The sequence below is a fragment of the Paraburkholderia polaris genome (genome assembly GCF_012927345.1).
Lineage (GTDB): Bacteria > Pseudomonadota > Gammaproteobacteria > Burkholderiales > Burkholderiaceae > Paraburkholderia > Paraburkholderia polaris.
The window spans coordinates 1-25032 of sequence record NZ_JABBGJ010000030.1 but is presented as its reverse complement, the minus strand read 5'-3'; the positions used below and the strand labels follow the sequence as shown (position 1 = coordinate 25032).

At 63.2% G+C, this 25032-nt stretch carries 17 protein-coding genes; 15 read left to right on the top strand and 2 right to left on the bottom strand.

Annotated features, from left to right (window positions below; translation table 11 throughout):
- Positions 1-87: 87 nt before the first annotated feature.
- From HHL24_RS25925 to hpaI, 7 genes are all read left to right on the top strand, one after another.
- Positions 88-861 carry a fumarylacetoacetate hydrolase family protein gene (locus tag HHL24_RS25925; RefSeq protein WP_169488205.1) on the top strand — a complete coding sequence of 258 codons (774 nt, stop codon included), beginning with the start codon at positions 88-90 and terminating at the stop codon, positions 859-861.
- Positions 858-1616: a fumarylacetoacetate hydrolase family protein gene (locus HHL24_RS25920; RefSeq protein ID WP_169488204.1), complete on the top strand. Its 759-nt coding sequence runs from the start codon at positions 858-860 to the stop codon at positions 1614-1616. Before HHL24_RS25925 ends, HHL24_RS25920 begins: the two co-directional genes overlap by 4 nt.
- 77 nt (positions 1617-1693) lie before the next feature.
- Positions 1694-3151 carry a 5-carboxymethyl-2-hydroxymuconate semialdehyde dehydrogenase gene (hpaE, locus tag HHL24_RS25915; RefSeq protein WP_169488203.1) on the top strand — a complete coding sequence of 486 codons (1458 nt, stop codon included), beginning with the start codon at positions 1694-1696 and terminating at the stop codon, positions 3149-3151.
- A gap of 61 nt (positions 3152-3212) precedes the next feature.
- Positions 3213-4076, top strand: a complete 864-nt coding sequence (gene hpaD, locus HHL24_RS25910; RefSeq protein ID WP_169488202.1) for a 3,4-dihydroxyphenylacetate 2,3-dioxygenase — start codon at positions 3213-3215, stop codon at positions 4074-4076.
- A 21-nt stretch (positions 4077-4097) separates the two neighbouring features.
- Positions 4098-4508: a 5-carboxymethyl-2-hydroxymuconate Delta-isomerase gene (locus HHL24_RS25905; RefSeq protein WP_169488201.1), complete on the top strand. Its 411-nt coding sequence runs from the start codon at positions 4098-4100 to the stop codon at positions 4506-4508.
- Positions 4509-4570: 62 nt separating this feature from the next.
- Positions 4571-5374 carry a 2-oxo-hept-4-ene-1,7-dioate hydratase gene (hpaH, locus tag HHL24_RS25900; protein ID WP_169488200.1) on the top strand — a complete coding sequence of 268 codons (804 nt, stop codon included), beginning with the start codon at positions 4571-4573 and terminating at the stop codon, positions 5372-5374.
- A 10-nt stretch (positions 5375-5384) separates the two neighbouring features.
- Positions 5385-6188: a 4-hydroxy-2-oxoheptanedioate aldolase gene (gene hpaI, locus HHL24_RS25895; protein ID WP_169488199.1), complete on the top strand. Its 804-nt coding sequence runs from the start codon at positions 5385-5387 to the stop codon at positions 6186-6188.
- 508 nt (positions 6189-6696) lie between these two features.
- Here the strand turns inward: hpaI and HHL24_RS25890 are convergent.
- Together HHL24_RS25890 and HHL24_RS25885 are read right to left on the bottom strand one after the other, a co-directional pair.
- Positions 6697-9030 (bottom strand): bifunctional diguanylate cyclase/phosphodiesterase, encoded by a 2334-nt coding sequence (locus HHL24_RS25890; RefSeq protein ID WP_169488198.1) that lies wholly within the window; start codon positions 9028-9030, stop codon positions 6697-6699.
- Between the two features lie 110 nt (positions 9031-9140).
- Entirely contained in the window at positions 9141-10286 is a 1146-nt protein-coding gene (locus HHL24_RS25885; protein ID WP_169488197.1) for a GGDEF domain-containing protein, read from the bottom strand.
- A 573-nt stretch (positions 10287-10859) separates the two neighbouring features.
- Between HHL24_RS25885 and bcsD the strand changes: the two genes are divergently transcribed.
- From bcsD to HHL24_RS25845, 8 genes are all read left to right on the top strand, one after another.
- Entirely contained in the window at positions 10860-11315 is a 456-nt protein-coding gene (bcsD, locus tag HHL24_RS25880; protein WP_169488196.1) for a cellulose biosynthesis protein BcsD, read from the top strand.
- A 219-nt stretch (positions 11316-11534) separates the two neighbouring features.
- Entirely contained in the window at positions 11535-12608 is a 1074-nt protein-coding gene (bcsP, locus tag HHL24_RS44625; protein ID WP_169488195.1) for a cellulose biosynthesis protein BcsP, read from the top strand.
- Entirely contained in the window at positions 12605-13393 is a 789-nt protein-coding gene (bcsQ, locus tag HHL24_RS25870; protein ID WP_169488194.1) for a cellulose biosynthesis protein BcsQ, read from the top strand. The genes bcsP and bcsQ overlap by 4 nt, the downstream gene beginning before the upstream one ends.
- Positions 13390-15594 carry a UDP-forming cellulose synthase catalytic subunit gene (gene bcsA, locus HHL24_RS25865; RefSeq protein ID WP_169488193.1) on the top strand — a complete coding sequence of 735 codons (2205 nt, stop codon included), beginning with the start codon at positions 13390-13392 and terminating at the stop codon, positions 15592-15594. Before bcsQ ends, bcsA begins: the two co-directional genes overlap by 4 nt.
- A 3-nt stretch (positions 15595-15597) precedes the next feature.
- On the top strand, positions 15598-18159 hold the full coding sequence (gene bcsB, locus HHL24_RS25860; RefSeq protein ID WP_169488192.1) for a cellulose biosynthesis cyclic di-GMP-binding regulatory protein BcsB: 2562 nt from the start codon (positions 15598-15600) through the stop codon (positions 18157-18159).
- A 10-nt stretch (positions 18160-18169) separates the two neighbouring features.
- Positions 18170-19378 carry a cellulose synthase complex periplasmic endoglucanase BcsZ gene (gene bcsZ, locus HHL24_RS25855; protein ID WP_169488191.1) on the top strand — a complete coding sequence of 403 codons (1209 nt, stop codon included), beginning with the start codon at positions 18170-18172 and terminating at the stop codon, positions 19376-19378.
- Positions 19369-24198 carry a cellulose synthase subunit BcsC-related outer membrane protein gene (locus HHL24_RS25850; protein WP_169488190.1) on the top strand — a complete coding sequence of 1610 codons (4830 nt, stop codon included), beginning with the start codon at positions 19369-19371 and terminating at the stop codon, positions 24196-24198. The genes bcsZ and HHL24_RS25850 overlap by 10 nt, the downstream gene beginning before the upstream one ends.
- Before the next feature lie 338 nt (positions 24199-24536).
- On the top strand, positions 24537-24899 hold the full coding sequence (locus tag HHL24_RS25845; RefSeq protein ID WP_169488189.1) for a hypothetical protein: 363 nt from the start codon (positions 24537-24539) through the stop codon (positions 24897-24899).
- The last annotated feature ends 133 nt before the right edge of the window (positions 24900-25032 follow it).

Sequence of the window (25032 nt, the reverse complement as noted above, 5' to 3'; positions counted from 1 at the left end):
CGATCAGCCGACAGGCTATTGACCGTGGATGATATCAAGCGCAATACTACTAACATGTTAGTGTTTTCTCCGAGAGACAGCTGATTTATGTTTGCACTTGCCGATCACCTGCTGCATCCCGAGGGCGACGCGCTGCCTCGCGACGTGGATGCGCACACCGTTGCCGCGCTGCTCGCAAGCGGCGTAGCGTGCCGCGCGCCAGTTTCCGGCGCTGTCTATGGAACCTTGCTGAACGACCGCGCCGCGTTGGAAGCATTGGGCGATGCGGTGCATGCCGCGCCCTATAAAGCACCGCCGAAAGCGCCCGTTCTCTATCTGAAGCCGCGCAATACCTTCGCCGGTCATCGCGCCCGTGTCGTCGTGCCTGACGATGCATTAGGCGTGGAAGTCGGCGCTTCGCTGGGTATCGTGATTGGCCGCACTGCAACACGCGTCAGCGCGGCTCAGGCATTCGACTACATCGCCGGCTACACGCTGGTCGCCGACTTGAGCGTGCCGCATGCGAGCGTGTACCGGCCTTCGGTACGGTTCCGGGCGCGCGACGGCTTTTGTGTAATCGGACCTGCGGTGGTTGCAGCACGTCACGTTGCTGCGCCTGACGATCTGACGATCGAGGTTTCGCTTCCAGGACGTGAGGTTTTCACGGCGAGCACTGCGTCGTCGGTACGCAAAGTCGCGCAATTGATTGCGGAAGTAACCGATTTCATGACACTCAGCGCCGGTGACGTCATTACGCTGGGCGTGCCGCATGGCTCGCCGGTTGCTCATATCGGCGATACGGCCACGCTATCGATTGGCGGATTGCCGCCGCTCGAGGTGTCGTTTGTCGGTGCAGAAGAACAAGATGGAGAACAGCAATGATGCGCGGCCGTGTTGCGTATGCAGGAGCGATTCACGAAGCTTATCCGGACGCCAATGGCGTACGCCTCGCCGACGGCCGCGTGCGTCGCGAGGATGAAGTGGTGTGGCTCGCACCGATCGAGGTCGGCACGATCTTCGCGCTCGGCTTGAACTACGCCGAGCATGCGAAGGAATTGCAGTTCAACAAGCAGGAAGAGCCTTTGGTCTTTCTCAAAGGCCCAGGCACGGTCATCGGTCACCGTGGCTTCACGCGCCGCCCCGCCGACGTCACCTTCATGCACTACGAGTGCGAGCTGGCGGTCGTGATCGGGCAAACCGCGCAGAACGTCAAGCGCGAAAACGCCATGCAGCATGTGGCCGGCTACATGATCGCTAACGACTACGCGATCCGCGACTACCTGGAAAACTATTACCGTCCCAATCTGCGCGTGAAAAATCGCGACGGTGGCACCGTGCTGGGTCCCTGGTTCGTCGACACCGCCGATGTCGAAGACGTCACGCAACTCGAATTGCGCACGTTCGTGAACGGCACGCGGCAGCAACACGGCAACACACGCGATCTCGTCACCGATATCCCGGCGTTGATCGAATACCTGAGCAGCTTCATCACCCTCGCACCCGGCGACGTGATCCTGACCGGCACGCCCGAAGGCATCGTCAACGTCAATGCGGGCGACGAAGTAGTCTGCGAAATCGACGGCCTTGGCCGTCTCGTCAATACGATTGCATCCGACGCGGACTTCGGCCGCGCGTGATACGACGGCTTTGCATGGGATCGGAGTAAGTGCTTTGCGCCAACTCCGATCGACATAAAAGAGAAAAGGACAAGGCAATGCGAATCGAACATCTGATTAATGGCAAGGCGAGCACCGCAAAAGACTACTTCGAGACGGTTAATCCCGCGACGCAAGACGTGCTCGCTGAAGTCGCCCGCGGCGGTGCGGAAGAAGTCGATGCCGCCGTGCGCGCGGCCAAAGAAGCGTTTCCGGCATGGGCCGGCAAGCCCGCAGCGGAACGCGCAAAAATCATTCGCAAGCTCGGCGAGTTGATCGCGAAGAACGTGCCGGAAATCTCGGAGACCGAGACCAAGGACACCGGCCAGACGATCTCGCAGACGCGCAAGCAACTCGTGCCGCGCGCCGCCGACAACTTCAGCTATTTCGCGGAGATGTGCACGCGCGTCGACGGTCATACGTATCCCACCGATACGCACCTGAACTACACGCTGTTCCATCCGGTCGGCGTCTGCGCGTTGATCTCGCCGTGGAACGTACCGTTCATGACGGCAACGTGGAAAGTCGCGCCCTGCCTCGCGTTCGGCAATACCGCCGTGCTGAAGATGAGCGAACTGTCGCCGCTGACCGCCTCGATGCTCGGCAATCTCGCGCTCGAAGCCGGCATTCCAGCCGGCGTGCTGAACGTCGTGCACGGCTTCGGCAAGGACACCGGCGAACCGCTGGTGGCGCATCCGGATGTGCATGCGGTGTCGTTCACTGGTTCGACGGCAACCGGTAACCGCATCGTGCAAACGGCCGGCCTGAAGAAGTTTTCGATGGAACTGGGCGGCAAGTCGCCGTTCGTGATTTTCGACGACGCCGATTTCGAACGCGCACTCGACGCAGCCGTGTTCATGATCTTCTCGAATAACGGCGAGCGCTGCACGGCGGGTTCGCGCATTCTGGTGCAACGCTCGATTTACGCGCGCTTTGCCGAGCGTTTCGTCGAACGCGCAAAACGCCTGACCGTGGGCGACCCGCTGGCCGACAGCACGATCGTCGGCCCGATGATCAGCCAGGGGCACCTGGCCAAGGTGCGCAGCTATATCGAACTGGGTCCCAAAGAAGGCGCGACGCTCGCGTGCGGCGGACTCGACACACCCGACTTGCCCGAAGCCATGCGCAAAGGCAACTTCGTTCAGCCGACGGTGTTCGTCGACGTCGACAACCGCATGCGGATCGCGCAGGAAGAGATCTTCGGCCCGATCGCCTGCCTGATTCCGTTCGACGACGAAGCCGACGCGATCAAACTTGCCAATGACATTTCATATGGTCTCTCCAGCTACATCTGGACGGAGAGTACCGGCCGGGCCTTGCGCGTCGCCGCGGCGGTCCAGGCCGGTATGTGCTTCGTCAACAGCCAGAACGTGCGCGATCTGCGCCAGCCGTTCGGCGGCACGAAGGCATCGGGTGTGGGACGTGAAGGCGGCACGTGGAGCTATGAAGTGTTCCTCGAACCGAAGAACGTTTGCGTATCGCTCGGCTCGCATCATATTCCGCGCTGGGGCGTCTGAAACGCGGGTCATTTGCGCGCGAGAGCATCACGCTTCGCGCCACACAGAATAGGAGACCGCGATGGGCAAACTCGCGTTGGCAGCAAAAGTCACACACGTGCCGTCGTTATATCTGTCCGAACTTGACGGTCCGCATAAGGGCTGCCGTCAGCCCGCGATCGACGGCCACCATGAAATCGGCAGGCGCTGCCGCGAATTGGGTGTGGATACGATCGTCGTATTCGACGTGCATTGGCTCGTGAACAGCGAATACCACATCAATTGCGCACCCAGGTTCGAGGGCGTCTATACGAGTAACGAGCTGCCGCACTTCATCAAGAACATGCCGTACGCGTATCCCGGCAATGTCGGGCTCGGCGATCTGATTGCGGAAGTCGCCAATGAAATGGGCGTCAAGAGCCGCGCGCACAGCGAGACCACGCTCGAACTCGAGTACGGCACGCTGGTGCCGATGCGCTATATGAATAGCGACCAGCACTTCAAGACCGTATCGGTCTCCGGCTGGTGCATGTGGCACGACCTCGAAACCAGCGCGCGCTTCGGCCTCGCGGTACGCAAGGCGATTGAGGAACGTTACGACGGCACCGTGGCGATTCTGGCGAGCGGTTCGTTGAGCCACCACTTCGCCAACAACGGCACCGCCGAGCAGTTCATGCACAAGGTGTGGAGCCCGTTTCTCGAACAGATGGACCGCAAGGTGGTCGAGTTGTGGGAAGCCGGCGACTGGAAGACCTTCTGCGAGATGCTGCCGCTTTACAACGAGAAATGCTGGGGCGAAGGCGGCATGCACGACACCGCGATGCTGCTCGGCGCGCTCGGCTGGGATCGTTACGAAGGCAAGGTGGAAGTCGTCACGCCGTATTTCGGCAGTTCGGGCACCGGCCAGATCAATGCGATCTTCCCCGTGACGCCCCTGCCCGCTTAAGTCCAGAGAAAGGAGCTTGCTGTGCCACATTTGACACTCGAATACAGCGCCAATCTTGCTGGTGAAGAAAGCATTGGGCAGCTTTGCACATCGCTTGCTGCTTGCCTCGACGCACAGCGCGAGAACGAACAACGCGTGTATCCGCTCGGCGGCATCCGCGTGCGCGCCTTGCGTTCCGAGCAGTACTGCATTGCCGACGGCAGAGCCGACGCCGCCTTCCTGCACGCGAACCTGAAGATCGCCGCGGGCCGCTCGGACGCCGCTAAAAAGGCGACCGGAGATGCACTGTTTGAAGTGATCAAACAGCACTTCGCCGCTGAGTTTGAAAAACACGGCCTCGCGTTGTCGTTGGAAATCAACGAATTCAGCGAAACCGGCACGTGGAAACACAACAATTTGCACGCGCGACTAAAGGCAAATACCCGGGCCTAGTCCCTGGGCCTGGTAGCCAGATCTGGTAGCCGTGCCTCGTTGCCGCTTATAGAGAATCCATCATGCTAGACGAACAGACTATCCGCGATCTCGCGGCGCAACTCGACAACGCCGAGAAAACGCGCACCCAGCTGCGCCACTTCTCGGCCAAGTATCCCGAGATGACCGTACAGGACGGTTACGCGATTCAGCGCGAGTGGGTGAAGCTCAAACTGGCAGAGGGCCATGTGATCAAGGGCCGTAAGATCGGCCTGACCTCACGCGCAATGCAGCGTTCGTCGCAGATCGACGAACCCGACTATGCGCCGCTGCTCGACAGCATGTTCATTGAAAGCGGTCACGACATCCGCGCCGACCGCTTCATTGCACCGCGCGTGGAAGTCGAACTGGCCTTCGTATTGAGCAAGCCCTTGAAGGGTCCTGGCGTCACACTATTCGATGTGCTGGATGCCACGGCCTACGTGACTCCTGCTGTCGAGATTATCGATGCACGCATCGAACAATTCGACCGTGAGACGAAGGCGCCGCGCAAGGTCTACGACACCATCTCAGACTTCGCGGCCAATGCCGGCATCGTATTGGGGGGCCGCCCGGTGCGCCCGATGGACGTCGACCTTCGTTGGGTTGGCGCACTGCTTTACAAGAACGGTGCCGTGGAAGAAAGCGGCCTCGCCGCGGCCGTGCTGAATCACCCTGCCACTGGCGTTGCATGGCTCGCGAACAAGATTGCCCCGTATGACGAAGTTTTGAACGCGAACGACGTGATTCTGAGCGGCTCGTTCACGAGCCCGATCCCTGCGCGAGCGGGCGACACGTTCCACGTCGACTATGGTCCGCTGGGCGGTATTGGTTTGAATTTCATTTGAGTGTGCCGACATGTCTCTACCGAAAAACACCTTTAAGCACGCGCTAGCTGAGGGCAAACCGCAATTCGGTTTATGGGCGGCGCTTGCCGACGCGTACGTGACCGAGTTGTTGGCCACAGCCGGTTTCGACTGGCTATTGATCGACAACGAGCATGCGCCGAACGACGTGCGCAGCACACTGGCGCAATTGCAGGCCGTGGCTGCATACGCATCGCATCCGGTGGTGCGTCCGGTACGAAGCGATAGCGCGTTGATCAAGCAATTGCTCGATATAGGCGCACAGACGTTGTTGCTGCCGATGATCGATACAGCGGAACAAGCCGCGGACGCCGTTGCGGCGACGCGTTATCCGCCGCAGGGGATTCGCGGCGTGGGGAGTGCGTTGGCGCGGGCATCGCGGTGGAACCGGATACCGGACTACCTGCACACTGCGGCAGATGAGTTGTGTGTGCTGGTGCAGGTAGAAACCGTGCAGGGAATGGAAAACCTGCCGGCAATTGAAAAAGTAGAAGGCGTTGATGGCGTGTTCTTTGGCCCGGCGGATTTGAGTGCGTCGATGGGTTTGCTCGGGAAGCCGGGCGACGTGAGCGTACGCGAGGCGATTTGCAGAGGTATCAGGACGGTGCGGGATGCGGGCAAGGCGGCTGGCGTCCTGGCTCCGGACTCAGGAATTGCCGCCGAGTACCTGGCGGCCGGCGCGACGTTTGTGGCGGTGGGAACGGACACAGGATTGTTGAGCCGGGCGGCCGCGGATTTGGCGGCCTCGTATAAAAAGACTGCGGCAGCGGCAACTTCGGCGAAGGGCGGGTACTAACGTAACCCGTGAATCCCATGGGCATGGGCATGGGCTTTGGGCTTTGGGCTTTGGGCTTTGGGCTTTGGGCTTTGGGCCTTGCCTGATTTCGTTGCGTGGCGCGGTTTGGTTTGTGTACCGAGGCGATGCGACGGAACCTCTACGCCGAGAGGACCCAGAGGGCGAAGACACACCGGATGGTTTTATGAAGTACTCTTCGGCGCGCGCAGCGCCGCCGGAAGTATGACGCCCTTGTCACTAATGCCGAATGTGAGAGAACACAGATTCCAGATGCACCACTACCCGCTGCGAGCCGGGAGACCCGCTTAGCAGGATTGGTTTGAGCCGCTTTCTTTTGCCTACTTTTCTTTGCGGCAGGCAAAGAAAAGTAGGTGCCTGCCCCGCACAGGGGCGACGCTAATGGACCACTAACAATTCAAGGAAAGGCCAAAAAGCCAGATCAAGAAAAAGCCCAACACCACAGGCATGCAGACGACCAAGCGCCGCGCAGGCAAAAAAAAACCCAAAATCAATCCCCCGCCGGCCAAGGCAACCCCACCGCCGCCCAATCCAACTCCACCCCAACAACAGACCTTTCACTAGCAACCTGCACAGCCAACGTAACAGCAACACAAGGCCGCCCACTGGCCAAAGAAAGATAAGGATTACTAGCCACAGCCACCCCGGGCAACAAAACAGCATTCCGAAAATAAGGCCGATGATCCCATCTCGCATCGCGAGGATTCGCCACAGGATGCAGCGAAGCCGTTTCGCTACTCCAGGCCGGCCCCGGCACCTCATGCCCAATCTGCCGCCCCGAATCATCCAGAATAAAGCAACTGATACAGCGATCGAACGTAGCCAACAAAGCAAACGCCTGATCCATGAACACACCCGCCAGCAGCTCATCGGCAGCCAGCCTCAAGGCAACCCGATAAGGCTCCACCTCCGACTCGAACAACGCATGCTGATGCGCCCTCCCTTGGGCAATCACATCGAAAGCATCGTCGATCCGCCGATGCACCGACTCCGGCGGCGCAATCTCCGCAGCCGGCCGCCCGAGCAGATACCCCTGCGCGAAATCCACATTCGACTCAACAGCCAGAATCAATTCCTCAGTGGTCTCCACGCCCTCCACGACAACCAGCATCCCCGCCTGATGCAACAGCGAAACGAGCTTCGGCAAGATCGGCTGCTCGGTGCCGTGACTGGTCGCGCGAATCAGCTCGCCGTCGAGCTTCACAAGATCCGGCCGGATCCGCAACAGCCGGTCGAGGTTCGATTGACCCGCGCCGAAATCGTCGACGGCGATCAGAAAGCCGTGCTCGCGGTACAAAGCCGCCGCGCGCGACATGTCGTCGACGCTGCCGCCATGCGATTCGAGAATCTCGAGAATCACCTGCCCAGGTTCGAGCCCCACTGCCCGCACGATCATCGCGAGCTGATCCGCATAGCCTTCGGCGACAAAGGTGGCTGGCAGGATATTGAGGAACAGCCACGCGTCGCCGGGCAGCGACTTGCGCGCATTGGCCAGATGCACGGCATGACTGGCGCGATCAAGCGCGCCTTCGTCGCTGGACGGCTTCGGCGCGAACAACACCACGGGCGGCACCAACGTGCCGTCGTCCTGCTCGCCGCGCAACAGAGCCTCGAACCCCACCTGCTTCTGATGCGACAAACTGTATAGCGGCTGAAAGTGCGAGGTCAGGTAATAGTCCTCCCAGCGATGCCGCCGCGCGGCCGCCCCGCCTTCCGCGTGCCCGGCATCGGAGAGCATTTGCAGCGCCTCGCGCGGCAACGCGCGTTCGGCGCACACGCGGTTTCTGCCCGAATGCTTGGCGCGCAGCAAGGCTTCATCGGCGCGGTCGAGCAACACCATGATGCTTTCGCCGCTCCGGTGTTCGGCCACGCCGAAGCTCGCGGTCAGATAGCCGTCCGGCCGCTCGATCCCGGCAATCGCGCCGCGCAGGCGCTCGGCCAGCGCCAGTGCGCCGGCCAGGCCGTCGCGCAGCAGCACCGCGAACTCCTCGCCGCCGATCCGGCTCACGCTGTCGTCCGCGGAAGTCTCCTCCATCAGCACCTGGGCGACCCGGTATAGCGCATGGTCGCCGATCGCGTGGCCAAAGCGGTCGTTCAGCGATTTGAAACTGTCGATGTCGAGAAAAATCGCACTGACTCGCGCATCGGACGTCATGGTTTCGAGGCGGCGCTCGGCCTGCTGGACAAACGCGCGGCGGTTTTGCAGGCCGGTCAGCGGGTCGGTTGCGGCGAGCTGCGCCAGTTGGCTCTCGAGCAGAAAGTGGTTGCGCCGGAACCGGTAAAACCCGAAGTGAAACACCGCGGAAGTCGGTACGCCGATCGCCACAATCCACATCCACACGACCACGTCGACGTCGTGTCCGTGCGGCTCGCCAAACAGTAAGGCTAGCGCCGCCGCATAGAAGAGCGCGCTGCCGGCAAAGAAATGCAGCGGCGTGAGCCATAGCGGCGCGGCGCAGATCGGGATCACCACCATCGCCGGCAGTACCCACAGCAACGGTTGTTCGACGCCGGAGACGTTCAGCGCAAGACCGGCCACCAGCACCAGCGAGTACGCGACACCGATTGCGCCGAACATCCAGATCGAACCGGCGCGTGGAATCGCCATCACCAGCAGGGCAAGCACCAGCGCACAGGCGAGCCGGTAGGCAAGCGGCGTCGCCGGGCCGGCGACCATGTTGCGCGCCCCCACGAAACACAGGAACGCGACAACAGTAAACGCCATCGTCACGGTCGAAAGTGGGCGCTGGTGGTCCAGCGAGCGTCTATGAAAACGATCGCGCAAACCCGAATCGGACAGTTGCTTCGTTGAGGTGGAAAGCATATTGATAGATATCAGGCTGGCTCCGGTTACTCGGCCAATGTATAACGGCAACCGTCTGACAAATATTTATGCCCCGCCCGCAAATAGAATTGCGCGCCGTTCGGTAAGGGTTACGCGGCCATCACGCGATCGCGTCCCGAGGCCTTGGCGGCATACAACGCGCCGTCGGCACGCGCCATCAACTGGGCAAGCGACTCGTCGCGCCGATGCTGGTCCACCCCGACGCTGAAGGTGTAATTCAGTCCGCGCGGCAACTCCGCCGGCGCGGCCGACGCGAGCCGGACCCGCAGGCGATCCATCAATCGCACCGCTTCGGCACTGGTCGTTGCCGGGCACAGCACGCCGAACTCCTCGCCGCCCAGCCGCCCGAACACGTCGCCGACCCGCAGGTTGCCGCTGACGAACGCCGCAAAATGGCTCAGCACCTGGTCGCCGACGGCGTGGCCGTAGCGGTCGTTGACCGCTTTAAACGAATCGATGTCGATGATTGCCATCGCCACCGGCGAGCGGGCACGCAGCGACGCCTCCAGCAGCGCGTCGCCGGTCGTGAGAAAGGCCCGGCGCGATAACACGCCCGTCAGATCGTCGACATTGGCAAGCCGCTCGAGCCGCTCGGCGAGGCGATCGTGCGCCAGCATCACAACCCCGATCGAAAGACAGGGCGGCGCGAGGATACCGAGTGCGAGAAAGGCGACATTGCCCGGCGTCACCTGCAGCAAGTTGGACTGCAGCAGCATGCCGAAGCCGTACATGACGCCACGCGAGGCATGCCCCACGCATAGCAGCACCGACGCTGCCGCGAGAAAGTAGTAGCAGTAGCGCGGCCGGTGCGAGGGACGGTCGCGCAGCATCATGACGGCAAGCATCGCGTAGAGGGCCGCGTGATACGCCGACGCCACGCTCACGCGCGCGTTGAAGTCGGGCGCGGCAAAGGTCCAGTAAGTCATGCCGATCAACACCGCAACCGCGCCGGCGTAGGCCGCCCACGGCCGCGTGCGGCGGCCCAGAAAACGGTAGCAACCTTCAACCACCAGCAGCAGCGAGACGGCCAGCAGCTCGTTGGCGGCCACGACAGTCAGCCAGCGCGACGCGTGTCCTTGCGAAGCGAAAGCAAGAAGCGCCACGATCGCGACCGTATTGGCCGAGATCCAGTAGCCGACACCGGGTATCGCCGCACGCCATAGCGAGCCGAGCACGGCGATCCCCATGGCGCCCGACAAAACCGTGACAGCCAGAATAGTGAGTGGATTGAGCATTGTTGTCTTGAGTGAGCGGCATCGCTATAGCGCGCCACGTTCCTGCTGTCTGCGCTCCTTGCGCCGTTGCCCGCACAGCAGGGCGGCGCAAGTTCGTAAGCTTACCGGCCCTGATGAAAGTTGAGGGCACAACGACTCTGCAAAAGTCTGCAGCCTCCCCCGGAAGGCGAATGCTTATCGCATCCACGCAATGTCAAAGCGTTGTATTTGCCACGCAACGAAGCGCTAAAACAACGGCGAAATCGACCGCTAATGGAAGTTATGAGGACGATCACGAACACTTTCGCAAGGCATCCGCAGCAGGGACGCGCGAAAGGCGATTCAGGCAACAACAATTAGTGATTGATATACATCTACCGCAACCATTTGCGCATATAACTCAGACGAATGTAAAGTGGCTAAAAGTTAATGTCTTAAGTAGACTCCTGCGAAGTGTGGCAAACAGACTAGACAATTCGGTAAAAGTAACCTCGGACGCGTGCAACGCGCGGCTTTTCGTAACACGTTCATTTGCATTCGACCGTCGGCACCCGTTTTACACGCGGCTGAAGCAACGGCCATTTCCCGGAAAATATGGTCCCAATTCTCGATTACCTGCTGGAACGCCAGATCTCGCCACAATGGCGCGGCATGCTGACTGCCTTGGCAACAGAGTTCGAAGCCCAGATCGGTCGCGACGAACTGCGCCAACTGATGTACCGCGTCGGCTGCCGGTTTGCCGCGGCGCATCAATTGCCCGCTTGCGGGTCGACGGCGGAACTCGCTCAGGCGTTGAATCTGGTCTGGCATGAAATGGATTGGGGCTACGTCGAGTTGTCCGACGAAGCAGAATCTTTGCGCATCGTTCATTACTGCGCGCCGCTGCAGGCGTTCGGCGACACGGCGCTCGCATGGACGCCGGCGTTTCTCGAAGCCGTCTATCAGACCTGGTTGAGCGCATTGGGCGCGCAGGGCCTGTCGGTCGCGCAAACGAGCGAGTACGGCACGGATACTGCGATCGAATTCCGGCTGGGCCGGCATCCTGTCTGAGCGGCGCACCGGGAGGGCGGACCCGATGAGCGGACCGCGACGTTGAAATCAGGTGTGAGCCGGCAATACCGGCTCGAGGCCGATAGCGAGTCGTCAAGCAACAGGCAGTAGAGGAACGCGCCAGACCGGTGCGCATGAAGTGGCAGCACCAGCATTCTGGCGCCGCGAGCAAGTGGGTGGGATCGGGGCAAGGCAAGTCATGAACAAGACGGCGGCACTATGAGCTCATCGAGCGACATCGAAAAACTATTCGATCATTTTGGGGGCGACGCCAATGCGTACCAGGAAATCGGCCGCGAAAACGAAGCGCGTTCGGCGCGCACACGTTGGCCGTTGCTGGTGACGCTGGATCTGACCCAGCCGGCGATTCCCGCGATCGGGCAACGCCGCGAAGTTGCCAGTCAGGCGTCGGCGCAAGACGCGGCGGCAGCCGTCGATCGTCAGGACACGACGCCTAAAGATGCGACCTCGGTGACGCGCGCGAAGGCGCCGCTGTTCACCCGCTCGCATCGGCGGGACATTCCGCCCGTCGTCGTCCCCGCTCAGCCTGCCGCTCCGAGCGGCGCTTCGCGTTTCGGCGCACTCGAAACGAACGCTGACGCCGCGGCGCAAGCAACGCAAGCGACACAAGCAGCGCCAGCCGCAGCGCGGATCGACGCAGTGCCCCCGGTAGCCACGCAGGCTGCGCCTGCCGTCGCGCCGCCACACGTCTCTCCGGTCGCCGCGCAAGTTGCCACTTCACCGATTCCTCCGGCCATGCCGCCTGCCAGTATTCCGCCGGCAGCCCTGTTCCGCACGCCGGCCATGCCTGTCACGCAACCCATGGCGGGCTTACCAGCAACCGCGCTGACACCGCGCGCCGAGATCCCCGCCCTCACACCACGCGCCACCGCCACCGCACCCGCGCCGACGTGGGCGCCCGCACCCGCTCCCGTTCCCGCTGCCCCGGCACGGACGCCAGCGTCATCGGCTCAAGCTCATACTCAAGCTCACGCTCCAGCATGGGCGCCAGCACCGGCACCCGCCCACACCTACACGACTGGGCCCGCAGCGCCGAAGCCCCCTGCTTCGATCCTCGGCAAACTGTTCGCCCCGGAACCCGCACTCGCGCCGCCGCAACCCGCCGCGCCCGCAAGCGAATCGGCGCCGCTGCAGTCGGTCTTCGACCGTCTGCGCGGCACACCCGCCCAAACGGCCGCCGCGCCGGCCAGCGCACCCCGAGCCGGCGTACCCCGTGTCGCCACGCCCGCCGGCTCCAACTCGTGGCTGGTCAACGGCCCTCGTCGCTCATGAAAGTCATTGCGGTCGTGTCCGCCAAAGGCGGGGTCGGTAAAACCACCCTCGCCGCCAATCTCGCCTCCGTGCTGGCCGCCAGCGGCCGGCGCGTGATCGCCCTCGACCTCGACCCGCAAAACGCGCTCCGTCTGCATTTCGGCGTGCCGCTCGACAGCATCGACGGTTTGTCGCGCGCGACGTTGACGGGCGATCCGTGGCAATCGGTCATGTTCGACGGCGTAGACGGCGTGACCGTGCTGCCCTATGGCGCGGTGCTCGAAGACGACCGCCGCCGCTTCGAAGCGTATATCGACCATGAACCGGGATGGCTCGCGCAGTCGCTGCAAACACTGCGGCTCGATGCATCCGACATCGTCATCATCGATACACCGCCGGGGTCTTCTGTGTACGTACGCACTGCGTTGTGCGCGGCCACCTTCGCGCTGAACGTGGTGCTCGCCGACGCTGCCTCTTACGCAGCCATTCCGCTGATGGAGCGGCTGATCGAAACCTACGCGGCGCCGCGCCCCGAGTTCGGGGGCGTTGGCTACGTGACCAACCAGATCGACCAGTCGCGCCAGTTGACCAAAGACGTCCTCAAGGTCTTGCGCCAGATGCTCGGCGACAAGCTCTTCCCGGGCGTGATCCATCTGGACGAAGGCGTGAGCGAAGCGCTCGCGTGCGACACCACGCTGATTCACTACGATCCACTCTGCCAGGCAGCCGCCGATTTTCGCTCGTGCGGCAACTGGCTGATGGCGGCGGTCGATGCGATCGCCGTCTCGCCGAGGAGCGTCGCATGAGTACGTCTTCTTCGCAGGGCCTCGAGGGCGCCGAGCCGTCGCGGCTCGAACGCTTCGTCGACGCACGGTTCTGGAACAGCCGGATCGTGACGGGTCTGGTTACGCTGTTCGCGCTGGTGATGCTGTACTTCGTGTTCACGGTGCCGCTCGCGTTTTACGAGCAACTGACCTTCGCGACCTGCTGCTTCATCACCGCCCTGTGGTTCCGCCGCCTGCCTGGCCGTTACGCGACGATGGTGATGATCATGCTCTCGGTGGTCACTTCGGGCCGCTATATGTACTGGCGGCTCACTTCGACCACTTACTGGGAACATCCGCTCGACGCCGCCTGGGGCCTGTTGCTGGTCTCGGCCGAAGTCTATTCGACCATCGTGCTGCTGCTCGGCTACTTCCAGACGGCCTGGCCGCTCAAGCGCACGCCGATGCCGTTGCCCGCTTCGCGCGACCTGTGGCCGACCGTCGACGTGTTCATCCCGACCTACAACGAGCCGCTCTCGGTGGTGAAACCGACCATCTACGCCGCGCTCGCGCTCGACTATCCGGCCGACAAGATTTCGATCCACGTGCTCGACGACGGGCGCCGTCCCGAGTTCAAGGCGTTCTGCGAGGAAGTCGGCGTCACCTGGACGATCCGCACCCACAACCGCCACGCGAAGGCCGGCAATATCAATGAGGCCCTGAAGATCACCCAGGGTGAATACCTGGCGATCTTCGACTGCGATCACATCCCCACCCGCTCGTTCCTGCAGATCGGCCTCGGCTGGTTCCTGCGCGACAAGCTGCTGTCGATGCTGCAAACGCCGCACCACTTCTTCTCCGCCGATCCGTTCGAACGCAATCTCGGCACCTTCCGCAAGGTGCCGAACGAAGGCGAACTGTTTTACGGCCTCGTGCAGGACGGCAACGATCTGTGGAACGCGACCTTCTTCTGCGGCTCTTGCGCGATCCTGCGCCGGACCATGGTCGAAGAGATCGGCGGCATCGCCGTGGAAACGGTCACCGAAGACGCGCACACCGCGTTGAAGCTGCACCGCCTCGGCTACACCACCGCGTATCTGGCGATTCCGCAGGCGGCGGGTCTCGCTACCGAAAGTCTCTCCGGCCACATCGGCCAGCGGATTCGCTGGGCGCGCGGCATGACGCAGATTTTCCGGATCGACAATCCGCTGACCGGCAAGGGCCTGAAAATCGGCCAGCGGCTCTGTTATCTGAACGCGATGATGCACTTCTTCTACGGCATCCCGCGTCTGGTGTTCCTGACCGCGCCGCTGTCGTATCTGTTCTTCGGCGCGCACGTGATCGAAGCCGCCGCCAGCACGATCGCGATCTACGCACTGCCGCACATGATGCATGCGAGCATCACCAACTCGCGGATGCAGCGCTCATTCCGCCACTCGTTCTGGGCCGAAGTGTACGAATCGGTGCTGGCGTCGTACATCACCGCGCCTACGCTGCTTGCGCTGATCAACCCGAAGCTCGGCAAGTTCAACGTGACGGCCAAGGGCGGCCAGATCGAGAAGAACTACTTCGACTGGGCGATCTCGCGGCCGTATCTGTTCCTGCTGTTGTTGAACCTGATCGGCTTTGTCGTCGGGATCGTGCATATCTATCTGAACTGGCACATCCGCAGTGTGGTGAACACGACCATCCTGAACCTCGGCTGGACCACCTACAACATGCTGATTCTCGGCGCGAGCGTGGCTGCGGCGAGCGAGCGCCGGCAGATTCGCGCGGTGCACCGTGTGGCGATGCAGATGCCCGTCATGCTGAAGTTCTCGACCGGCCGCACGCTCGCCTGCGAAACCATCGACTACTCGGAAGGCGGCGTCGGCGTGGCGCTGCCGGCCAAAATCGAAGTGCCGATGCACGAACGCGTGACCGTGTCGCTATTTCGCGGCGACGAGGAATTCGCCTTCCCTGCCACCGTTGGCTTCACGGAGCCGGGCCGAGTGGGCCTGCGCTTCTCCGCGATGACGCGAGAGCAGGAATACGAGTTCGTCAAGACCACCTTCGCGCGCGCCGACGCGTGGACCGGCTGGGCCGAGGGGCGTCTGCAGGACACGCCGTTGCGCGGTCTGTCGCATGTGCTGACGGTCGGCGCGCGCGGCATTGGGGGTCTTTTCGAGCACCTTTATGCCGACCTTCGAAGCTCGATGAAAAGCCGTCCGGTGGACGTCAAGAAGCTAAAAACCAAAGACTGATCTATGGGCAACAGGATGGCGAAGTCAAACGTCGAACGCTCGAATCACGAGCGCAGTGGGATGGAACCGGAGACGCGTCTGTTTAGACGCCCCCGCTCGCAGCGGCTGATGCGCGGCGTCGCCTGCTGGCTCGCGTTGCAGACCGCGTTGGCGGCGCCGCTGGCTTCGGCGGCCGAAGTGGCCGCGGCGGCCATGAGCGGCGCGAGCGCATCACAAGCCGGGCAGGCGGCAGCGGCCCAGGGCGCGCCGGCTGCGCGCGTCGCCACCGGCGTGGGGAGTGTGCCCGCGCCGAGCGCGGCCGTCCCCTACGATCCGAACACCATCGCGCAAGCCCAGTTGGCCACACCCACGCCGGCGCTCGCCCCGTCGTCGGTGAAAGCCCTGGGTATCAGAACGCCGACCACCGCCGAACCGGGCACGCTGGTGCCGGGCGGCCGCCGTCAGACGCTTACCTTCGCCGACCTTGGCGCGCACGATCCGCTGCAACTGCGCGGCACCGACGGCCAGAACGGCGTCGCGTTTTCCGTGCGCAGCGACGAAGTGGTGACGGGCGCGATCCTGCATCTGGTCTATAGCTACTCGCCCGCGCTGCTCGCGAATATTTCCCAGCTGAAAGTGCTGGTGAACGGCGAAGTCGCCGCGACGCTGCCCGTGCCGCGCGAACAGGCCGGCATGCTGGTGGCCCGCGACGTCTCGATCGATCCGCGCTTCATCACCGAATTCAACCACCTGAACGTGCAGTTGATCGGTCACTACACGACGAGCTGCGAAGACCCGGCGAATTCTTCGCTGTGGGCCACCGTCAGCAATGCGAGTTCGCTCGATCTGACCTATGCGTCGCTCGCCAGCAAGCCGGACCTGGCGGCATTGCCGCAGCCGTTCTTCGACCGCCGCGACGTGCGCCGTCTCGAGTTGCCGTTCGTGTTCCCGCAAAAACCCGGCGCCGCTACGCTCGAAGCCGGCGGCATCGTCGCGTCATGGTTCGGCGCGCTCGCAGGCTATCGCGGCGCAGTATTTCCCGCACAACTGGATAACGCACCGCTGTCGGGTAACGCGGTGGTATTCGCGACCGACGACCAACGTCCGGCCGGCGTGACGATTCCGGCGATTTCCGGCCCGACTATCGCCGTGGTCGATCGTGAAGCGCCGGCACGCGGCAAGCTGCTGCTCGTGCTCGGCCGCACTGAAGCCGAACTGAAAACCGCCGCCAAAGCACTCGGCATCGGCCAGAACACGCTGACCGGCCCGAGCGCGACGATCACGCAGTTGAACGAACTCGCGCCGCGTGCGCCGTACGACGCGCCAAACTGGCTGCCCACTAACCGCCCCGTGCGTTTCGGCGAACTCGCCGACGCGCGCGACCTGACCGTGTCCGGCTACGACGCCGACGCCGTGCGCGTGAATCTGCGCGTCCCGCCCGATCTGTTCATGTGGCACACCAAGGGCGCGCCGATCGATCTGCGCTATCGCTACACAGTGCGTCCGCTGCGGGACCGTTCGTCGCTGAACGTCGGTGTCAATGACGGCTTCGTGCAGGCGCTGCCGATTCCGGCCGAGTCGGCCTCCATATTCGAGCTGAGCCATTACTTCGCGCGCGTGTTGCCGGACAAGACCGCCGAAGCGCGTCGCACAGTCTATATTCCGCCACTGCTACTGACGCCGCGCGCGCAAGTGCGCCTGCATTTCTATTACGACATTCCGAACACCGGCGAATGTCACGGCCGTCTGCTGGAAAACGTGGTCGGCGCAATCGATCCGAACTCGACCATCGACCTGTCGTCGTTCCCGCATTACATGGCGCTGCCCGATCTGGCGGCATTCGCCAACAGCGGTTTCCCGTTCACGCGGATGGCCGACCTCTCCGAGACCGCGGTGATTCTGCCGAACGAGGCCGATTCGAGCGACTACAGCCTGTACCTGCTGACCATGGGCCGCATGGGCGCATCGACGGGTTACCCGGTGAATGGCGTCACCGTCGGCACGCCCGACGACGTCGACAAGTACGCCAACAAGGACCTGCTGATTTTCGGCGCACCCGGCCGTCAACCGCTGCTGCAGCGCTGGGCCAAGTCGATGCCGTTCTCCAGCGACGGCGATTCGCGCACGTTCGCGCTCTCAGACATTGTCTTCAAGCTCGAGGATTGGTGGCATGGCGAGCGCGGTGTCGAACGCTCGCCGGCGCGTGCCGACCTGACGCTCGTGAGTTCGAACGGCGATGCGCTGCTGACCGGTTTTGAATCGCCGCTGCAGAAGAACCGCAGCGCCGTCGCGCTGGTGAGCGCAGCCGGCCAGTCGGACGCCGATCTGTCCACCGCCCTGCTCGACGCCGACGTGCTGCCGGAGATTCAAGGCGCGATGGCCGTGATCCACGGCCGCACCGTCACCATCACGTCGAACGGCGAAGCGTACTATGTCGGCCGTTTGTCGCCGCAAGAGTATCTGCGCTGGGCGCTGTCGTCGCATCCGCTGTTGCTGATGCTGGGCGGTGTGCTCGCCGCGCTGATCATCGCGGGCCTGTTCTACCGGACGCTGCGCTCGATCGCCGCGCGCCGCCTAAGGGACTGATAGGACTGATATGCGGGTTGGAATCAATAAGACACGCGTGGCGCTGACGCTCGGGCTTGGCTTGGGCCTTGTCCTCGCTGCGGCCACGAGTTTTGCGAGTTTCACCAAGGTGGCCCAGACCACTTCGACGCCAGGTCAGGCGGGTCCGTGCAACAACGACTGGCCGGCGTACCGCACGTTCGTCGAACACTTCGTGCAGGCCGATGGCCGCGTGATCGACTACTCGTCACCCCAGCTGAAAACCACCTCGGAAGGCCAGTCATATGGCCTGTTCTTCGCGCTGGTCGCGAACGACCGCGCGACTTTCGACCGGTTGCTCAACTGGACCCGCACGAATCTCGCGGGCAATCAGTTCGACCCGCAAAACGTGCGGCTGCCGTCATGGCTATGGGGTAAGAAACCGGACGGCTCGTTCGGCGTACTCGATCAAAATTCCGCGTCCGACTCCGACCTGTGGATCGCCTACGATCTGCTGCAGGCCGGCCGCCTCTGGCATGAGGCAGGTTATACGCAACTCGGTCAGGCGCTCGCCGCACAGATCGCTCGCCAGGAAATGACCACGCTGCCGGGCGTCGGCCCGATGCTGCTGCCCGGATCGCAGGGCTTCAAGGAGGGTGGCGTGACGCGCCTGAATCCGAGCTATCTGCCCTTGCCGGTGCTGCGCGCACTTGCTCACGAGGTACCGAACGGTCCGTGGGCCAAGCTCGCCGACAGCGCCTACAAGCTGATCAAGACCACTGCGCCGCTAGGCTTCGCGCCCGATTGGGCGGCGTGGCAGAACGGCCAGTTCGTGGTCGACTCGAAAGAAGGCGACACGGGCAGTTATGACGCGATCCGGGTCTACCTGTGGGCCGGCCTCGCCTCGCCCGCCGATCCGCTCGCCAAACCCTGGCTCGCGGCGCTCGGCGGCATGCGCGCGAAGGTGGCGCAAACCGGCATCCCACCCGAGAAGGTTTCGTCGACCACCGGCACGGCAAGCGGCGAAGGACCGTTGAGCTACTGGGGCGCGCTCGCGCCGTACTTCAAGGCACTCGGCGACGAGCGCGGCCTCGGTCTCGCGCGCACCCATCTCGCCGTGCTCGACACCAGCGTGCCGGGCCGCGAACCTGTCTATTACGATCGTGTGCTGGGCTTGTTCGGCACCGGATTTATCGACGGCCGCTATCGTTTCGACGAAGCCGGCCGTCTCGTGCCGAGTTGGAGAAATGCATGCGACTGAGCGCCCTCGCGTTTTCATTGCGGTTCGCGCTGAGCCTCACGGCCGTCTGCTGCGTGGCGATGGCTTCGCCTGACGCGTTGGCGCAGGAGTCGAAGGATCCGCTGAACGTGCTGATCGATCAGGGCAAGTACTGGCAATCGCATCACCGCGGCGACCTCGCCGAGCAGGCGTGGCAGAAGGTGTTGCGCATCGACCCGAAACAGCCCGATGCGCTCTTCGGCATGGGCATGGTGCTCGCCGACCGCAAGGACGGCGCGGGCGCGCAGCAATATCTGGCGCGCCTGAAAGCGGTCGCGCCGAACTATCCGAATCTCGACGAACTGGGTCGGCGTCTTGGCGAATCGAGCCTGCGCGACCAGAGCGTCAATGACGCGCGGCGGCTTGCGCAAAGCGGCCAAAGCGCGAGTGCGGTCGAGGAGTATCAGCGCGCGTTGAACGGCAAGCCGGCCACGCCAGCACTGCAGCTCGAATATTACCAGGCGCTGTCGGCCACACCGCAAGGCTGGGACCAGGCACGCCGCGGCCTCGAACAACTCGCGCGCGACAATCCCGACGACCCGCGCTACGCCCTCGCTTATGCACAGCATCTGACGTATCGCGATGTGACACGACGCGACGGTATCGCGCGGCTGCAGAAACTCGCCGGCGACAGCACCGTCGGCGCGTCGGCGAAGAAGAGCTGGCGGCAGGCACTGTTATGGCTCGACGCACGGCCTTCCGATGCCGCGATGTACGAAGCCTATCTGCAAGGCGCACCCGACGACGCCGCGGTCAAGGCGCGCTTCGAGTCGATGGTTCAGCAGGACAAGGCGGCCCGCGATCGCGCCCAGGAAAATGCCGCCGTCGACGCCCGCGGCCGCACCATCGCCGACGGTTTCGCCGCGCTCGATCGTGGCGACCTCGGCACGGCACGCGCGAAGTTTTCGTCAGTACTGGCGAATAGTCCGAACGACACCGACGCGCTCGGCGGCATGGGGATCGCCGCGTTGAAGCAGGAAAAATTCGCCGAAGCCCGCAACTATCTCGAACGTGCGTCGCGCAGCGGCAATCCGGCGCGCTGGAAAACCGCGCTCGATAGCGCGACCTACTGGACCTATACCAGCGACGCGATCGGCGCGCGCAGCAATGGCGAGTTCGCGAAGGCGAAGTCGCTGTTCGAACGCGCGATCGCACTGAATCCGTCCGACGTCACCGCGCAGGTGCTGCTTGGCGAAATGCTGCTGTCGAACGGCGACCCGGTCGGCGCGGAGCAGGCCTACCGGATGGCATTGCGCCGCCAGGCCGACAATCCCGATGCGATTCGCGGCCTCGTCGGCGCGCTTGCCGCGCAAGGCCGCGGCGACGAAGCGCTGCAATTCGCCAATCAGTTGAACAGCGAACAACAGTCGAAGGCCGGCGGCATCAACCGTCTGCGCGGCGAAGCGCAGGCAGCGCAGGCGCGCGCAGCCGAAGCGCGCGGCGATCTCGGCAGCGCGCGCAGCCTGTTCGAAGATGCGCTGCTGAACACCCCCGACGATCCCTGGCTGCGTCTGGACCTCGCGCGCATTTACGTGCGCCAGGGCGCGGTTGCGAATGCCCGCAGCATGATGGACGGCCTGCTCGCCGCGCATCCCGACATGACCGACGCGCTGTATGCGAGCGCGTTGCTGTCGGCGGAAACGCAGGACTGGGCAGCCGGTCTCGCGCAACTCGAACGGATTCCGGTCGCACAACGCACCGACGCGATGACGACCTTGCAGCACCGCTTGTGGGTGCATCAGCAGGCCGACCTCGCGACGCGGATGGCGCGCAACGGCCAGTCGCAACAAGCGCTGGCGACGTTGTACGCGGCCGAACCGATTGCGGGCAACAGCCCCGAACTGATCGGCGTAATCGCCACCGCGTATCAGCAGGCCGGCGACCCGAATCGCGCGTTGAGCCTCGTACGTAGCGCGATGAACGCCGCGCCCGGCAACACCGATTTATTGCTGCAATACGCGGGCATTCTGTCCGCCACGCAGCAGGAAGCCGAACTCGGCATGGTGATGCGGCGGCTCGCGTCGATGCAATTGACGCCGCAGCAGCGCACGGATTTTGGCAATCTGAATCTGGGTATCGTCATCAAGCAATGCGACGCGGTGCGTCAGCGCGGCGACCTTGCCAGCGCCTACGACGTGATCGCCCCGTGGCTTGCGGCGATGCCTGACAATCCCGATCTGCAAGCCGCCCTCGGCCGCCTCTACTCGAGCGCCGGCGACGACCGCAACGCGCTCGCCAGTTACCGCGTCGCGCTGCAGCGCAAGCCCGACGACCTTAACCTGCTGCAGGCGACCATCCCCGCGGCGGTCGGTGCGAAACAGTTCAGCTACGCCGAATCGCTCGCCAATCAGGCGCTTGCCGCGGCGCCCGGCGATCCGGGCGTGCTGGCTACGGTCGGCCGCATGTATCGCGCCGAAGGCAAGCTGTCGCTTGCGTCGACTTATCTGCAACGCTCGCTGGTTGCGGCCAATACGCCGCTGATGGCCAACGCGCCACGCGCCAATGCGCCGAGCAACGTGCCGCGTGGCTGGGAAGTCGCGATGCGCCGGATCGGCGCGACGCCGCTGCCGGGCACCAATCCCTTCGAAGGTAAAACGGTCACGCCGACCGACGCCGACAACGCCGCGCTTGCGGGCGGCGGCTCCAATGCCGCGCGTGCATCGCTTCCGTACTCGCAGTCCTCCTTGCCGTCACAGACCGTGCCGAACTATCCGCCACCCTCGCAGCCCGCGCCTTACGTCGCGCCTTATACGGCGCCTGCGCAGCCGTATGTGCCCAACGCCGCGCCCACCGCCGTTCCCTATAACGCGCCGCGTCCCGGTGCCAACACCGGGGGCTACGGCCAGGAGACCAACGGGTCGAGCCAGTCGGGCGCGCCGTTGCAACCGTATCCGGGTCAAGGCCAGCCGCAGATGCAAACGCAGATGCCGCCGATGCAGCAGGCCCCGCAACAGCAGTACAACCCGGCGTATCCGCAGCAGCCGGGTTATCCGCAACAGGCCAGCTACCCGCAACAGGCTGGTTATCCGCAACAAGCGCAATATCAGCAACAAGCGCCCTATCCGCAACAAGCGCCGTATGGTGCACCGGACGGCTACGCGGCCACGCCATGGCCGATGTCGCCTGCGGCACGGGAAGCGCAAGCCAATGCCGGTTCGATGCAACAGCCGCGTTCCACGAACTCGGCCACGAGCACGAAACACTCGGCCAGCAAGAAGCAAAGTACGTCGAAGAGCAGCCGCAACGCGCAAGCCTATGCGCAGGCGCCATATGGGCAGCAGCAAGGCTATCCGCAGCAGCAACAGCCCTACTACGGCCAGCAGCCGTATGCGCAGCAGCCTTATCCGCAGCAACAACAGGGCTATGCGCAGCAGCCTTATCAACCGTATCCGCCGCAGCAGGCTTACGGTCAGCAGCCCTATCAGCCGTATCCGAATCAGGGCTCCGGTTATTACGCGCAGCAACAGCAGCCGTACATTCCGCAGCCGCCGACCGGTTATGCGCAGCCGTATTACCCGCAACAACCCGGCGCGAACGGCAACGGCGGCAACTACCCGCAGCCGAACGTCGCCAACACGCAGACGCTCGGTGTCGCCGAAGAACTTGCTCAGGTCAATCGCGAGCAATCGAGCACCGTGTCGGGCGGGATCGTGTTCCGCAACCGTGAGGGCGAAGACGGCCTGTCGACGTTGACGGATATTGAAGCGCCCATTCAAGGGCGTATCAAGGCCGGCAACGGCCACGTCATTGTGACGGCAACTCCGGTTACGCTGGATGCCGGCACCGCCTCGGGCAACGTGTCGACGCTCGCGCGATTTGGCGCGGGGCTGTCCAATAGCACGTCCGCCTCGGCTGCGATTGCTGGCAACAACATCTATGGCAGCCAGACCGCCAGTGGCGTGGGGTTGTCGCTCGGCTACGAAAACCGCGGCTTTAGCGGCGATGTCGGCGTGACGCCGCTTGGTTTCCCCGAGAAGACCGTCGTGGCCGGCTTGCAATACAACGGCGCCATTACTGACAAGGTGTCGTATTCACTGGCCGTCGCGCGCCGCGCGGTGACTGACAGCTTGCTGTCGTATGCCGGCGCGCGCGACTCGGGCTCCGGCCTCGAGTGGGGCGGCGTCACCTCCAACGGCGGCCTTGCCAGCCTTGCATGGGATGACGGCACCAGCGGCCTGTATGTGAACGCCGCGTACCAGCACTACATGGGCGATCATGTCGCGAGCAATAACGCGATCAAAGGCGGCGGCGGTGTCTACACGCGCTTGTTGAAGGATGCTGATCAGACGCTGACTATCGGCGTGAACACGACACTGATGTCCTATAACAATAACCTGTCGTACTTCACCTATGGTCAGGGCGGCTACTTCAGTCCGCAACAGTACATGATCCTGAATTTGCCGGTGGAGTGGACTGGGCGCAATGGCGCGTTCACCTATGACGTGAAGGGGTCGATCGGCGTGCAGCATTACCGGCAGGATCCGTCGAACTACTTCCCGCTCGACCCTGGCCTCCAGAGCAATGCGGCGGCGGAAGCCAAATTCATCGGTACGGGTGTGGATAGTGGTGCGGTTTATCCTGGGCAGAGTAAGACTGGGGTTTCTTATTCGCTTAGCGCGGTGGGGGAATATCAACTGGCGCCGCAGTTGGCGTTTGGGGCGACTGCCTCGCTCGGCAATGCTTATGAATATCGCGAGTGGCTCGCTGCTGTTTATGTGCGGTATAGCTTTAGTAAACAGACGGGCTTGCAGCCGTTTCCGCCTACGCCGCTTAGTTCGCCGTATTTGTCGTTGTCGAATTAGGGTTTTTTGTCTTTGGCGGCGGGGTTGGTGGTGGTTTTTTTGGCGGTGCCGTTTTTTTTGGGTTGTTGCCTGCGTGGCGCTTTGTTGTCTGTTTGCCTGTGGCGTTGGGCTTTTCTTGATCTGGGTTTTTTGGCCTTTCCTTGATCTGTTTGCCTGCGCGGCGCTTAATGTCTGTTTGCTTGCGGTGTTGGCCTTTCCTTGAATTGTTATTGGTCTATTAGCGTCGCCCCTGTGCGGGGCAGGCACCTACTTTTCTTTGCCTGCCCTCCATGTCAGGCTAGTTGTCGCCTCACCCGAACCGATTGATGTAAAGATGGGGGGCGGACAGCGAATGGGAAATGAAACGCTATTCAGCGGAAACCCGGGAATGGGCGATCCAGCAGATGATGCCGCCGTTCAATCGTGCGGTCATCGAGTTGTCAGGAGCGACGGGCATCACGACGGTGACGCTACGGACCTGGCGGCAAAGTGCAAGACAGACAGGGAAATTCATGCCGGGCAATGGCAAAACCAGCGATCGATGGTCAAGCGCCGACAAGTTCAGGGTGGTGCTGGAGACGGCGTCGCTCAACGAGATCGAGACCTCACAGTACTGCCGCAGCAAGGGCATTTATCCGGAGCAGGTCCGGCAGTGGCGCGAGGCGTGCGAGCAGGCCAAAGGGGGTGCCTGCACCGAAGCTGACGGCGGCGCAGCGCAATGAGGCAAAGGCTGCGCAAAAGCGCATCCGCGAACTGGAACGCCAGCTCAAACGCGCTGATGCGGCCCGTGCGGAGGCAGCGGCACTGCTGAACCTGCGAAAAAAAGCCGACGCGATCTGGGGCAAGGAAGAGGAC